Genomic DNA, 15,191 nt, shown 5'->3' with positions numbered 1-15,191 from the left:
AAAGAATCTATTGTGCTCTGGGTACAATAGATTCTTTTGTTTAGGATCCCTTAAAATTATGAAAGAAGATGCAAAAATAATATAAAAGCTTCTCTTGGAAGGAATCTAATGTTATATCTGCAATTTCCTTTATTCGATCAATTCGATATTTCACAGAATTTCGATGGATATATAATTGTTTAGCTGTTTCTTTTAAGCTTCCATTTGAAGATAAGTAATAAAAAAGTGTTTTGACAAGGTCACTATCATTTTCTTTATCATATTGAATTAACTTACCTATTTTCCTCTCAATGATTCCATCTAGGTTAATATAGTCCGTACTGTCTAGTAGTAGCTTAAATATTTCTATTTCTTCATAAAAATGAATTCGCTTTCCTTTATTCAAATTAGATCCAATCAAAATGGAATTTCTAGCTTCTAAATAGCTTAGATGAATTTCCCATAACAGAGATCTTCCACCAAACCCCACCCGAAAATCAGTATATATATTCATAAAGGGAACTAATTTCTCCAGCCATAATTCATTAGTATCTTTCGTCAAAACTGGTTGATAAGAAAGAGCTGATAGGATGATTAGCCGATTGCCTTGTTTCTGTGTATAAATCTTATTAGCATTTGGCAGATTTATTGATTCTACTAACCTACTTATATCTTTTAAAAATGGGGAATCATCCTCTATTATATTCGTACTCTCCAGCACTATTATCTCCCACATTATTTCCGGATCTAATCCCAGCTGCCTTCCTTTATTAACCACTTCCTCCTGCGGGAGAAATATACCTGCAAGTAGTTCTTCAATAAAATTCCCTCTTAGCTGATTCTCCGTATCCGCAGCTGTTTTTCTCCTCATTAATTCTAATGAAAAAACTAAACGTGCTTGTTCCACACATATTTTATCCATATCATCCAAGTATTCTTTTTCAATGAAAAATTTCCCAACCCTCTCCCTGTCCACCGTAATATCCCAATGCTTTCCGTGAGTAAAATTCTCCAGCTTTGCACCCTTTGGTGAGGAAACGATTTCCTTTCCTTGTTTATCCAAAAGAATAATAGGCGCTTCTATCATTTCTGATACATTATCCGCAACCGTTTGGATTCCACTGTTTTCAAGAACTAATGTCGTTAATTTCTTATATATCTCTTCCGACCTTCTAAGTAAAGCCGCATGCTTATTCACAATTTGCTCCATGACAGCATTGGTAATATCAATATATGGAACACCGACTGGAAGCTGAATAATAGGAAGCTTATATTTATTGCTAACCTCTATCATTTCCTGTGGCATTTCATGCAAATACCTTTCTGGCTTTATTGCTAATGCGGCAGCATTTGCATGAGATAATTTCTCCACTAGTTTAGTCAGTAAGGACAAATCATGTCTTATTGAATAGGCGGTCGTCAGTAATAGCTCTCCTTCTCTTAGCCAACCTTCGACATCTGGTACCTCCATAATATCAATATTTTGGACGCTTCTGTCTAATCCTTCCCTTCCACTTATAACTTTAGCGTCCTTTAAAACAGGCAGTCGCAATAAATCATTAACAGTAATCCCCGATTGGTTCATTCTTTACCACCTACTTATTTAATTTCTCTTGCTTCATTATGTCTATCCATGAAAAGAGGCCTCCTATTTTAATTGGAAGCCTCTATCCTTTATTCCATAATCTTTACTGCACTCTCATCGCCAAATCTCCTGTTTTCGCCCAACCTATACGAAGAATGACGAAATACAGAGGTAGTGTAATCACGATTGGAAGGACCATCCCTACTGCCACATAGATTAAGAATCCCTGTAATCCTTGTGTGGCTAAAATACTGATTGGGGCAATTAAAGAATTTAATCCTAATCCAGCCAATTCATACGTTGTCGTGAACCCAAATCCTAATGTAGCAATAGGGGCACAAATAACAGCTGCTACAAAAGGTGGAATGATTAATAGCGGATTTTTCACCAAATTCGGAAATTGCACTTTCGGTGTGATGATCGATTGAGCAAGAAATCCTCCTAAATCATTTTGGCGCAGAGACATTGCTGTAAATCCGACAAATTGTACGGTACAACCAATTAATGCTGCTGCACTTGAAACGGGATCCATTTGTAACGCAATTGCTAGTGCTGCAGAAGATGCAGGAGTCATTAGTAAGATGCTCCATACTAACGAGATAACCATTGGTGCTACTAATGGAGAACCTTGAACGGAAGTCGTAATCTGGGCACTAATCCATTCCAACAATGGTGTTGTTACTGCTGCTAACCCAACTCCAGCCATACCTCCAACTAAGATTGCTACAGCTGGAATTGCTACCATATCTAAGATAGTTTTTCCGTTCACCCTTTTACCAACATATGTTGCTACAACTGCAGCTAACACTGCACTAATTGGCTGTCCTGGAACCAGTACCATTCCAGCATCTGTTGCATGTAAGGCATTTCCGCCAATGGTGCTACAGACCATTGCACTAAAAATTACTAATGTGTTTCCGCCTAATTGATAAGCAATTCCTGCTCCAAATGCAGGTGCTAGCAATACTTTTGCTACACCGCCAATGTGGATTAATACATCCCAGCCAACTGCTTTACCAATCGACTCCAACAGCAATCCCATTCCCAATGTTACAAGAACTGCATTAGACATTCCTGCTGAAGCTTTATACATTCGTTCCATAAAATACTCTTTGTTTTTCATCGTTCTCTTCTCCTCTATTAGAAAATAATTCTATAAAATAAATTTAAAAGACTGTTTTCACCTATCTTGTTTTTTGATAAAAGTGGGTTTACACCATACTCGCAATTTCAAATAATTATAGAAGCAACAATCTTTATAAACAGTCAATAAAAACAAAAAAACCTGTCCAATATTGGATAGGCACGTTCAAGTCTTTCAAACTGTTTAGCGCCTTGTTTTTTAATAACAAAAACTGGACTAAACAATTCCCGGTATAATAAAGAGGGATCATTTAATCCTAAGAGCATATTATGAGTATAATAATCGGTAATGTATTTGCTTTGATCTTCATGATATGCTCCTCCTAAACCGTTTAATTAGTGTGTAGTTATAATATCACCAATATTCTGAAATTGTAAATAATTATTTTATTTCAGAATATATTAAAGCGTTATCATTAAAATCAGAATGTAAAATTGTTTTTTTATTTGTGGATAAAATGATTAGTATTTCAGATAAACATGATCGATTTGAAGGATAGAATGGACATTATTTAATAAAATGAAGTTTTGTCAGAATATTTAACATAAAAAAAGAGTGGCTAGCCACTCTTAGATAATTTCTGTATTCTTTGTTTCTTTTCCGAAGAAAAGTACAACTGCAGCACCAATTAAAACAGCGATACAAAAAATGGTAAAGATAGATGGAATCGATACATTTTGTGCTGTTAAGTAAGGCACTAATAAAGGTCCTAAGATTCCGCCAACTCTTCCTATAGCTGCTGCCATCCCTGCACCTGTTCCCCGAACCTTCGTTGAATATTGTTCCGGCGTATAGGCATAAAGAGCTCCCCATGCTCCTAAATTGAAGAAGGACAAAAGAATTCCTGACGTAAGTAACATTGCTGTGCTATCAGCCAGCCCAAACATAAACGCACTTCCTGCTGTACCAACTAAAAATAATACTAGTACAAATTTTCTTCCTGCCTTTTCAATTAGATAGGCTGCAACTGCATAGCCTGGTAATTGTGCTAATGTCATAATCAAAACGTATTCAAAGCTCTTAATCATACTAAAACCTTGTGAAACCATTACACTTGGGAGCCATAAAAACATTCCGTAATAAGAGAACACTACACAAAACCATAAAATCCATAGTGTTGCCGTTTGCTTCCGGTTTTCCTTTGACCAAACTGCTTGCATGCTTTCTTTAATCGTTAATTTCTTTTCTTTATCTACTTTTAAAAATTTTGGTGAATCTGGCAAATGCAATCGTAAATAGATGGCATAAAATGCTGGAAGTACACTAATTAATAATGCTACTTGCCATCCATACTTTGGAATAACAAAATAGGAAATTACTGCTGCAAGTAACCAGCCAAAAGCCCAAAAGCTTTCAAGTAGTACTACCACTCTTCCTCTTTTTTCCTTTGGAACACTTTCCGCAACTAGTGTAGATGCTACCGGCAATTCTCCACCAAGTCCCATTCCAATAAAGAAACGTAGGATTAAAAAGATTGCTAATGAACTAGTGAAAGCTGACAATCCACTTCCAATCGAAAATAATAACAAGGTTATCATAAATACATGTTTTCTTCCTACTCTATCTGCCATTAACCCAAAAACAAGAGCCCCGACTGCCATTCCAATGGAATTCACGCTGCCTATCCAGCCCATTTCTTTTACCGTTAATCCCCAATCTGCTTGGAGTGCAGTAATAATAAAAGAAAGCATCCCGACGTCCATCGCATCGAACATCCACCCAAGTCCTGCAATACCAAGGATTTTTCTATTTGATATTTCTTTTTTCATTTTTTTCCTCCCAATTTTTTCTTAGGCTTTCCTATATGTATCCTATTTATGAAAACTATCTACTATAATAACACTTGTCATGACATCCATCATTACATTTCGTCTATTTTCTCGAAAAAAATTTTTAAAGATTAATCAGTCATTAATTACTCTTTGAAGGCTATTTCCTTGTGGTAAATAATGGGCTAATTCCATAAATTTAGGTTAAAAAGGCGTAACTATTATTTTATTCAAGATTTTTGAAAAATTCCCTAAAAAATTTATTGTTTTTCTCTTTACTTTCTTCTAAATAAGCATAAAATGGTTCTTATGTTTGCAATTATTAAATGTAAAGGGGAGCTTAACTGTTGAGCGTTTCAACAACAAAAATACAAAATCAGTCTCTTTTTAATATATCTTGGCCATTGTTTATTGAACTTGCTTTACACATGGGGATGGGAGTTACCGCTACTTTAATGTTAAGCCATTATTCCGATGGCGCAGCAGCAGGGGTTGGGGTTGCCAATCAACTTCTTGGAATTTTTATCCTTGTCTTCAACGTAACATCTATCGCCGCTATGATTTTAATTGGACAAAAACTAGGAGCTAATGAGCTTAACAAAGCTAGAAGATTTGCCCGATCTGCAGTTGGTCTAAACTTCTGGTTTGGAATAATAATCGCAGCCCTCGTTGTTGTCTTCGGTGAACATTTATTACAACTTTTTGATATACGCGGTGAAGTATTAGAATACGGATTAATATTTGTTCGTATATGTGGTGCGTCCCTCTTCTTAGAATCTCTCTCACTTGCACTTAGTGCTGTATTAAGAAGCCACGGTTTTACAAAAGAATCCATGATTGTTAGTGTTTTAATGAATGTGATAAGCGTATTAGGTTATGCTATCAGTATTTTAGGCATTTTTGGTTTACCTATTACAGGTGTAATCGGAGTTTCCTGGACGATTGTTGTTGCTAGAGCATTTGCTGTTCTCGTCTTGCTTTATCTTGTTTATAAAAGAATTGCTTTAACTTTTTCAATAAAAGATTTTATTAAGGTTAATAAACAAGACATTCGTGATATGCTATATATTGGCATTCCTTCCGCTGGTGAAAATTTATCTTATCAATTTTCGCAGTTAATGATTACTGCAATCGTTGCATCATTTGGAGATGCTTCTTTAGCGGCAAGAGTATATATTAGTAATATCTCTATGATCTGCTACTTATTTACTTTGGCTATTGCTGAAGGTACTCAGCTTCTTGTTGCTCGCTATATTGGCGGAAAGCAATTTGACCGTGCCCTACAACGCGGAATCAAAACCCTTAGACTTGCAATGATGGTTTCATTAGTAGCAGCATTGGTAATGGCATTTATCGGTCAACCAATTTTAGAGCTATTTACAAACAACTATGAAATTATTGCCATCGGCTTGCCTATTTTATGGGCAGTTGTATTCACAGAACCTGGAAGAGCAATGAATATCGTATTAATGAGTTCCTTAAAATCTTCTGGAGACGTCCGTTTCCCTGTCATCATTGGCATTATTTCGATGTGGGGAATCGCCGTTACACTGAGCTATGCCTTAGGAATTACATTAGGATTAGGGTTACTCGGAGTTTGGCTTGCACAAGGAATGGATGAATGGTTCAGAGGCATATTCGCCTTTAGACGCTGGAAATCTAAGCCTTGGGAAAGAGTGAAGGTTAATCGTGCGATGAAGGAGCATGCATAAAGCATTATTTTCATACGGTCTATGTAAAAGAGTTCTTTTACATAGGCTTTTTTTGTTTGACTGCTAAATTGTTTTTTCGTAAATTAACCTCCCCGACTTTTTCCCTAATTTTCAAATTTTTAAAATTAGTTATTGAAAAGCGCTTTCACACCAATTATAATACAACTAAACCGGTTTACTAAATCGTTTTATGCGAGGTGGAATGGAAATGTCAGAAATATATATTCCTCTAAATTCTTTATTTGCTGAAAAAATAACAATGAAAGACTTACTTCAAGCCATTTCTATTGTTGGAAAATCAAAAGCATCTGGAATTGAAATTAGAAGAGAGTTATTAAAGGAAAAGGAATTACTATCTATCTTAAAAAATATACAACCCATTCTTCACAAAGCTAACTTAGCTACCGTTTACTCCGCTCCTGTTCCCGTTTGGAATAGCACAGGGTCAGTAAACGAACAGGCACTTCAAACTATCTTTGAAGAAAGTAACTGTATTTCAGCAAAATGGGTGAAGCTTCCCTTGGGTCATTATATAGAGGATAAGTCAGATCTCCAATCATTATGGCAGATTTTAAAGAACCATCCAAATGGCACTTTATTAGTAGAAAATGACCAAACGTTGGAAGGAGGAAAAATACAGCCACTAGCATCCTTTTTTGAAAACGCTTCTAAAATAGATATTCCAGTGAGCATGACATTTGATATCGGTAATTGGGCGTTTCAAAACGAAGATGCTTATGAAGCTTTTCAAATTTTCCAACCCTTTATTTTCTATCTTCATTTGAAGCATGTATGTAAAGAGGATAATCATTTTTTTACCGTGTCTTTACCAATTGAACAAGACGCTTATTGGCGACAGTTCGATCAATGGATTCCAGCCTCGATTCCGAGAGCATTAGAGTTTTCCTTAGAGAGATCTTTAGAGGAAATGAATAAATATATAGATATTGTTCAAACAAATCAAAGGAGGGAAAATTCACATGCAATCAATTGATGTTATTACCTTCGGTGAGGCAATGGCTATGTTTATTGCTGATTCTTGTGGCCCATTACATGAGATAAATCACTATACAATGGAACTTGCAGGAGCGGAAACAAATGTGGCAATAGGCTTAGCTAAATTAGGCTACCATGCAAGCTTTGTAAGTAAAGTAGGTGCAGATGCCTTCGGAAAATTTATAATGGAGAAATTACAGAAACATCATGTTCAAGTAGATCAAATCCTAACAGACACCCTTTTTCCAACAGGCTTTCAATTAAAATCACGTGTGACACAAGGGGATCCAGAAGTACAATACTTTCGAAAAGGTTCTGCTGCAAGCCATCTATCTATTTCAGACTTTAATGAGCGCTACTTCCAAAAGGCAAAACACTTGCATATGACAGGCATCCCATTAGCACTTTCTTCTGATACTAGAAATTTTGCCAAACATGCGTTAAGCTTTTTTAAAAACAACGCTAAAAAGGTCTCTTTTGATCCAAACCTAAGACCAAAGCTCTGGAAGACCGAAAAGGAAATGGTAGATACCATTAACTTCTTTGCTAAACAAGCCAACTATGTTTTACCAGGATTAGAAGAAGGCATCAAACTAACAGGCTTTGAAAAACCTAGCGATATCGCCTCCTACTACTTAGATGCTGGAGTGGAATTAGTGATTATCAAACTAGGTGAAAAGGGTGCCTACTATAAATCAGCAAAAGAAGAAGCCATAATCAATGGCTACCCGGTAGAAAAAATAGTCGATACCGTTGGAGCAGGTGACGGTTTTGCTGTTGGAGTAATAAGCGGTATATTAGAAAACCTTCCTGTAGAAGAGTCTGTTCAACGAGGAAATGCCATTGGAGCATTAGCCGTTCAATCGCTTGGTGATAATACTGGATATCCAGATAAGCAAGAACTCGTGCATTTTATAAACAATCAATCTCAAAGGAGTGTAAGAATATGAATACCCTTTCTAAAAAAAGATGGATTCGCCTTATCCCGATTGTTTTTATTACCTATAGCTTAGCTTATTTGGACAGAGCGAATTATAGCTTTGGAGCTGCTGGTGGCCTGGCTGAGGATCTAAATATTACAGCAGCTACCTCTTCCCTCCTTGGTGCATTATTCTTTTTAGGCTATTTCTTCTTTCAAATTCCAGGGGCTCATTACGCAGAGAATAAGAGTGCGAAAAAGCTCGTATTTTGGGCGCTAATTCTTTGGGGCTTCTTAGCAACTGCAACTGGTCTTATTTCAAATGTCAAAATATTATTCGTTATCCGCTTTAGCTTAGGCGTAGTGGAAAGTGCCGTTATGCCTGCTATGTTAGTATTTTTAAGTCATTGGTTTACAAAAGCAGAACGTTCTCGAGCAAATACCTTTTTAATTCTAGGAAATCCAGCAACTGTATTATGGATGAGCATCGTATCTGGCTATATTCTTGAATCCCTCGGTTGGAGATGGATGTTTATTTTAGAAGGCTTACCTGCTGTTATTTGGGCATTTCTATGGTGGAAACTAGTAAATGATCATCCAAAAGATGCAAAATGGCTTAACGAAGACGAAAAGGCTGCCATTAATCACGCCTTGTCAGAAGAACAAAAGGAACTGAAACCTGTAAAAGACTATCGCGAAGCATTTAAATCAAAGACTGTTATTCTTCTTAGTCTTCAATATGCACTTTGGAGCATCGGCGTATACGGCTTTGTTATGTGGCTTCCTACTATTATTAATTCAGCACCAAATGCAAGTATCGTAACAACTGGTTGGCTTGCATCGATTCCTTATGTGTTAGCATGTGTTCTTATGTTAGCGGTTTCCTATTTCTCTGATAAATATCAAAATCGCAAGCTATTTGTGTATCCATTTCTCTTGATAGGAGCAATCTGCTTTTATGGCTCTTATTTAATTGGCACAAGCAATTTCTGGCTATCCTTTATTCTCCTTTCCATCGCTGGAGGAGCAATGTATGCCCCTTATGGTCCGTTCTTTGCCATCATTCCAGAAATACTTCCTAGAAATGTCTCTGGAGGAGCCATGGCTTTGATTAACAGTATGGGTGCACTAGGATCTTTTGCTGGAGCATATATTGTTGGCTATTTAAATGATGTAACAGGCGGCTTTGGAGCTTCCTATAATTTTATGGCAATCTCCTTATTATTGTCTGCTATTTTAACAATCATTGCGACAAAAAAGGAAAAGAATGTGCTAGAAAAGAAACCAAAATTAGCACAGCGAGCCTTACATGACTAATTTTTAAGCGTTTTCCTCTTTCCCTTTCCATGTATGAACAGATTGTTTTATACTAGAACAAGAATCTATTAATGTAGTGAGAGAGGAAAACAAATGGCGAAAGTAACCATGGCAGATGTAGCAAGTTATGCTGGTGTTTCCAAGAGCACCGTTTCCCAATATATCAATAAACGTTATGAGTACATGGGAGAAGACACAAGAGAAAAAATTAAGCTTGCAATTGAAGAACTAGGATATCACCCTAATTATATCGCACGTAGCCTTAAACAAAAAAAGACTTCCATGATCGGGATTATTGTAGCGGATATTGTACATCGTTTTTCAACTGAAATCTGCCGTTCCATTGAAGATTATTGCTTTGAGCATGACTATCAGGCGATTATTTGTAATGCTGACAATAATCCTGCAAAGGAAAGAACGTATATAGAAACATTGCGTGCCAAACAGGTAGATGGTCTTATTATTTTTCCAACAGGGCAAAACACAGATATTTATGCAAAAATGATTGAAGAAGATTATCCAGTCGTATTTATGGATAGAGATATACCGGGAATAGAAGCACCCTTTATTCTTTCCACAAACGTTGATTCTAGCTTTCAAGCTATCCAGCTATTTTTGGAAAATGGACATACAAATATCGCTATTTTGACACAGCCATTAACTATTTCTACAAGAAAGGAAAGAATGGATGGGTATAAAAAAGCTTTGCAAGCATACTCGATAGATATTTGTGAGGACTATATCATCAGCTCTGAAATAGAAAATGTGAAAACCGCATTGTCTAAGCTTTTTCAGAAGGAAAATCCACCAACTGCAATTTTAGCCGGAAACGATTTAGTGTTTTTAGAGACTTTAGCTTTTTTACAGGAAAATCACTTCCGTATTCCGGAAGATGTTTCCCTTATTGTATTTGATAATTTTCCTTTTGCCCATCTTTCCAATCCTCCCATGACCATCATTGCACAACCGGCTTTTGAAATGGGAAGAAAAGCAACCGAGGTACTTCTTAAAGAAATCAATAAGGAATCCTATCAAAAGGAAAAAATTATCTATCCATGTGAGTTGATTGTAAGACAATCATCGATCAAAAAGATTTAATAGTATTGGGGAATGGGGAGCGTTCCTTCAAGTTCTCATGATTGTTTGAATATTACGCTTCCCCGCCCTACAATCTAAATCATTAAAATTTTTTTCTTTTTGATAAATCGGTTTAGTAACAAAAGAAAGGACTGTTCATTCAAATGAAAATTCAATTGGCTTTAGATCGCTTAACAATTCCAGAAGCAATTCGCTTAACCAGTTTAGTAGAACCAGATATTGATTGGATCGAAGTAGGAACCTCTCTAATCAAAGAATTTGGTATGGAAAGTATTCGAGAAATGAAAAAGGTATTTCCACATAAAACCATTCTTGCTGACACGAAAACAATGGACAATGCTAAATATGAAGCGGAGATTAGCTTCACTGCTGGAGCAGATATTATCACTGTTATGGGAACTGCCCCAAAAGTAACCATTGAAACCTGCATAGAGATCGCTAAAATTTATCAAAAAAGAGTGATGATTGATTTATTAAACACGTCCAGTGAACAGCTAAAGTCACTTCTCACGATTGAAGATGCTATTTTTTGCTTACATATCAGTAAGGATGAACAAGAATTAAGTGGGAAAAATGAATGGAAAAATAGCCAGATTCTAGCCGCATATCCAACTTCTTCACACACAATCGCAGCGGCAGGAGGAATAACAATAGATTCTTTACCACAGCTTCTTGCAGATGGTATCGATATAGCTATCATTGGCTCTGCTATTACAAAAGCGGTCAACCCATCAGAAGCAGCAAGACAATTTAAACAACTAGCAAGAGGAGGCGTTTATATTAATGAGTAAGCTTACTGCTATTCAACAGGAAATCCAACTCGTTCTATCACAGGTTGATGAAAAATTATTAATAGAGGCAGCTGCTTTAATCAGAGGAAAAAAGAGGATTTTTGTTGTCGGAGAAGGTAGATCTGGTTTAATGGCCAAATCCTTTGCCATGCGATTAATGCATTTAGGTGCAACTGTGTACGTAGTGGGAGAGACCATTACCCCTTCTATCTCCAATGAAGATATGTTAATTGCTATCTCTGGTTCTGGTAAAACAAAATCGGTCATATGGACGGCTGAAACAGCCCATAAACTAGGTTGTAGCGTTTTAGTCTTAACTACTGATCCTAGCTCCCCACTTGTGGAAGAAGCGACGGATACAATCTGTATTCCCGCAAGCACAAAATATCGAAAGGCAACAGAGGCGAAATCTATACAGCCTCTTGGTTCTTTGTTCGATCAATGTGCCCATATTGTTTTTGATGCTATTTGTCTAAACTTTGCTGAGATAAATGCGATTGGATTTGAGGAAGCCTTTAAGCGCCATAGTAATATGGAATAATAAATTTTCTCTTTTGAAAGAAGGAAGACTACATCCATTCTGCAGTCTTCCTTTTTTTCTCTAGGCATCAAGAACAGTCGATCCTCGAACAATAAGCTTCGGTTCAAAAATATGTTTCCCTTGATTTTTATTTCGTTCATTTATTTTCTTTAGAAGCATACGGGCACAAGCTTCGCCCATTTCCATTAACGGCTGTTTGATTGTTGTGATTGTAGGAGAAGAAATTCTATCTAAAAATACACCGTCAAATCCGGTTACAACATAATCTTCTGGCACACTTTTTCCAGTCTTCTGTATTGCACGAATCACACCTGTAGCAATACGATCAGAAGCGCAAACAAATCCAACTTGCCCCTTTTTCTTTGTTAAGAAATCGGATACTTTTGCCTCTGCCTCTCTTGAGCTGTTTTTCACTCTTAAAATTACCCCTTCTGCATGTATTTCGGCGAGTGCTTCCATAAATCCGGCCTCACGAAGCTGTTCAAAGGGCTCTTCCTCGTCAATTCCAATAAAAACAAGCTGTTCATATCCTAATTCTAAAATATGTTTTGTCGTAACATAGGTACCTTTTTTATTATCCACATCAACAAAGTCGTATCCATGCAAATTCTCGCCAAATAAGACGACTGGAATTGCTAATTTTCCGATAAAAGGATAATCGGGCTCCCTCATCCCTGTAACAATAATACCATCACATCTTCCTATATTAAGTGACGTCCTTGTTACAAGCTGCAAGGAATAATGATTCTTATCCAGTTCTCGGCTCATACCTGTTAATAAATTCATATAATAAGGTTCAACCGTGTCCATTTCCTCTAAAATTAATAATTTTATCACTTGTGTTCGATTATTAACCAAAGCCCTTGCTGCATAATTAGGGACATAATTTAACTCCTGCATTGCTTGATATACTAGCTGCTTTAATTCATCTGTCACTTGCTCTGGATGGTTTAATACTCTTGATACAGTCATTTTCGAGACATTTGCTTTCTTTGCCACATCTGAAAGTGTTGCCAAAGGAACTCCCCCAGTATTTATATAATTTATTCACACACAAATTGTAAGCGGTTAATCACTCTGCCTATTATCATAATTATTCTATAACAAAAATTCTACCCATAAAGTAATACTTCCATCAGTATCTCGTTCTTCCATCCCTACAGAAATTCGTTCAACCATTCGAACACTTTACGGCCAGTCATCATCTATCCTCTACGAAATCTTCAAAGCTTGCACTTAACTTTGAGTGAGGAGAAATAACGATTGGGTAAATATCTAAACTTTTCTACAAATATGCTTGATAAAAACAGCGATTGGGTTGATAATAGAGGAGTGCAAACGTTTTCCTTTTATCTATTTATATTATAATTGTTTTTTGCTCGATACTCAACTTCAAAATATGCAAACGCTCGCGTAGAAAGGGAGATTTTATGTTAAAAGAAGCTATTTATCATCGACCAGGCAATAATTTTTCTTATATTTATAATGACGACACCGTACACATCCGCTTGCAAACAAAAAAAGCGGATATAGATTCTGTTCAGCTCATTTTTGGAGACCCTTACATTTTTGTTAATCAAGCATGGCAATATGAAAAGGCAGCAATGAAAAAAAGCGGAAGCACGGAGCTTTATGATTATTGGTTTATTGAAATAAAACCTGAATACCGACGCTTACGTTACGGATTTGAACTTTTATCTAATGGGGAAACACTGATTTATACCGAAAAGGGATTTTATGAAGAAGTTCCAACGGACGATACTGCCTATTATTTTTGTATTCCTTTTGTGCATAAAGAAGATTCCTTTAACGCTCCAGACTGGGTACAAGATACAGTTTGGTATCAAATTTTTCCAGAACGCTTTGCTAACGGCGACCCGGCTCTTAATCCCGCCGATACGTTAGAGTGGGGAAGCACAGAACCAACGCCAACTAATTTCTTTGGTGGTGACTTCCAAGGTGTTATTGATCATGTAGATTATCTTGTTGATTTAGGAGTTAACGGGGTTTATTTTACACCAATCTTTAAGGCATATTCCAATCACAAATATGATACGATCGACTATATGGAAATCGACCCACAATTTGGAGATAAACAAACGTTTCAAAAGATGGTAGATGTTCTGCATGAAAATGGCATTCGGATTATGTTAGATGCTGTCTTTAATCATAGTGGCTATTTCTTCCCTCAGTGGCAGGATGTCATGGAAAAAGGAGAAGAGTCTGCTTATAAGGATTGGTTCCATATTCGTGAATTTCCAATTCAAACAGCACCAATTCCAAACTATGATACATTTGCCTTTACCCCATTTATGCCGAAGCTAAACACAAGCCATCCAGAAGTAAAGGAATATTTACTAGAAGTTGGCCGTTATTGGGTAAGAGAATTTGGCATTGATGGATGGAGACTAGATGTGGCAAATGAGGTAGACCATCAATTCTGGAGAGATTTCCGAACAGAAGTAAAAGCACTGGATCCAGATGTTTATATCCTAGGCGAAATTTGGCACGACTCTATACCTTGGCTACAAGGAGACCAGTTTGATGCTGTAATGAACTATCCTTTTACAACAGGTGCTGTTAATTTCTTTGCGAAGGATTCCATTACTTCCACAGCGTTTAAACATACGATTACCAATGTGCTCCATATGTACCCAAACAGTGTAAACGAAGTGTCCTTTAATCTATTAGATAGTCATGATACACCTCGTATATTAACACTTGCCAATGATCGAAAGGATAGAGTAAAGTTACTCTATTTATTCCTATTGTCTTTCACGGGAACACCTTGTATCTACTATGGCGATGAAATAGGAATGGATGGTACACAGGATCCAGGATGTAGAAAATGTATGGTATGGGAAAAAGAGAAGCAGGATCTAGATATGTTTGCCCATATACAAAAATTAATTAGCCTTCGTAAAAACCATCCTGCATTCGGTAACAAAGGGTCATTTGTCTTTTTGGAATCAGCTAATAATAAGATTGTGATGTACCAAAAAACATATAATGAAGAGCAGATTATTTTCTCTATTAATAATACAGATCAAGAGCAAACTTTTACGATTCCTGTACAAGATATCGATAATAAAAATGTTCACAATCTTTATCATGATAAAGAGATTATCTGGAGTTACGGAAAAGAACTAACTCTTTCTCCAGGTGAGTTTTCCATTTTGCAGTTTAAGACTTCTAATTAATTTATAAGTTTACTAGGAGGCAGATATCGTAAAGCGAGACTTTGGAGTACTATTGGAAGTCTCGTTTTTTATTTTTCTCCTATGGAATTGCGGTTTTTCTGCTTTTGGCTGCTATTTTTGGTTTTCAATCCCTTTATGAA

At 36.5% G+C, this 15,191-nt stretch carries 12 protein-coding genes; 8 read left to right on the top strand and 4 right to left on the bottom strand.

Annotated features, from left to right (window positions below):
- Positions 1–40: 40 nt before the first annotated feature.
- The 3 genes from ACWNMZ_RS23105 to ACWNMZ_RS23095 all read right to left on the bottom strand — a co-directional run bounded on the left by ACWNMZ_RS23105 (position 41) and on the right by ACWNMZ_RS23095 (position 4,477).
- Positions 41–1,564 (bottom strand): PucR family transcriptional regulator, encoded by a 1,524-nt coding sequence (locus ACWNMZ_RS23105; RefSeq protein ID WP_449598918.1) that lies wholly within the window; start codon positions 1,562–1,564, stop codon positions 41–43.
- A gap of 103 nt (positions 1,565–1,667) precedes the next feature.
- Positions 1,668–2,687 (bottom strand): PTS transporter subunit IIC, encoded by a 1,020-nt coding sequence (locus ACWNMZ_RS23100; protein WP_449598917.1) that lies wholly within the window; start codon positions 2,685–2,687, stop codon positions 1,668–1,670.
- A gap of 590 nt (positions 2,688–3,277) precedes the next feature.
- Positions 3,278–4,477 carry an MFS transporter gene (locus ACWNMZ_RS23095; RefSeq protein WP_449598916.1) on the bottom strand — a complete coding sequence of 400 codons (1,200 nt, stop codon included), beginning with the start codon at positions 4,475–4,477 and terminating at the stop codon, positions 3,278–3,280.
- Positions 4,478–4,824: 347 nt separating this feature from the next.
- On the opposite strand from ACWNMZ_RS23095, the gene ACWNMZ_RS23090 reads away from it, so the two are divergent.
- From ACWNMZ_RS23090 to hxlB, 7 genes are all read left to right on the top strand, one after another.
- The gene (locus tag ACWNMZ_RS23090; RefSeq protein ID WP_031537672.1) at positions 4,825–6,189 is read left to right on the top strand and encodes an MATE family efflux transporter; all 1,365 of its coding nucleotides are present in this window, start codon (positions 4,825–4,827) and stop codon (positions 6,187–6,189) included.
- 208 nt (positions 6,190–6,397) lie between these two features.
- Entirely contained in the window at positions 6,398–7,183 is a 786-nt protein-coding gene (locus ACWNMZ_RS23085; protein ID WP_449598915.1) for a hypothetical protein, read from the top strand.
- Positions 7,170–8,135, top strand: coding sequence for a sugar kinase (locus ACWNMZ_RS23080; RefSeq protein WP_031537670.1), 966 nt, complete (start codon positions 7,170–7,172; stop codon positions 8,133–8,135). Before ACWNMZ_RS23085 ends, ACWNMZ_RS23080 begins: the two co-directional genes overlap by 14 nt.
- Positions 8,132–9,421 carry an MFS transporter gene (locus ACWNMZ_RS23075; RefSeq protein ID WP_031537668.1) on the top strand — a complete coding sequence of 430 codons (1,290 nt, stop codon included), beginning with the start codon at positions 8,132–8,134 and terminating at the stop codon, positions 9,419–9,421. Before ACWNMZ_RS23080 ends, ACWNMZ_RS23075 begins: the two co-directional genes overlap by 4 nt.
- A 93-nt stretch (positions 9,422–9,514) precedes the next feature.
- Positions 9,515–10,519: a LacI family DNA-binding transcriptional regulator gene (locus ACWNMZ_RS23070; protein WP_031537667.1), complete on the top strand. Its 1,005-nt coding sequence runs from the start codon at positions 9,515–9,517 to the stop codon at positions 10,517–10,519.
- Positions 10,520–10,662: 143 nt separating this feature from the next.
- Positions 10,663–11,310 (top strand): 3-hexulose-6-phosphate synthase, encoded by a 648-nt coding sequence (hxlA, locus tag ACWNMZ_RS23065; RefSeq protein WP_031537665.1) that lies wholly within the window; start codon positions 10,663–10,665, stop codon positions 11,308–11,310.
- Positions 11,303–11,851 (top strand): 6-phospho-3-hexuloisomerase, encoded by a 549-nt coding sequence (gene hxlB, locus ACWNMZ_RS23060; protein WP_031537664.1) that lies wholly within the window; start codon positions 11,303–11,305, stop codon positions 11,849–11,851. The genes hxlA and hxlB overlap by 8 nt, the downstream gene beginning before the upstream one ends.
- A gap of 60 nt (positions 11,852–11,911) precedes the next feature.
- On the opposite strand, the gene ACWNMZ_RS23055 is transcribed toward hxlB, so the two are convergent.
- Complete coding sequence (locus ACWNMZ_RS23055; RefSeq protein ID WP_031537663.1) at positions 11,912–12,868, bottom strand: LacI family DNA-binding transcriptional regulator; 957 nt, start codon at positions 12,866–12,868, stop codon at positions 11,912–11,914.
- 413 nt (positions 12,869–13,281) lie between these two features.
- Here ACWNMZ_RS23055 and ACWNMZ_RS23050 point away from each other — a divergent pair, with 413 nt between their 5' ends.
- Positions 13,282–15,051 carry a glycoside hydrolase family 13 protein gene (locus ACWNMZ_RS23050; RefSeq protein WP_449598914.1) on the top strand — a complete coding sequence of 590 codons (1,770 nt, stop codon included), beginning with the start codon at positions 13,282–13,284 and terminating at the stop codon, positions 15,049–15,051.
- Positions 15,052–15,191 lie beyond the last annotated feature (140 nt).

It is taken from the genome of Niallia sp. Marseille-Q9988, assembly GCF_976954375.1.
Note: the sequence above shows the minus strand (reverse complement) of the source record. Positions and strands in the feature narration are given on the sequence as shown.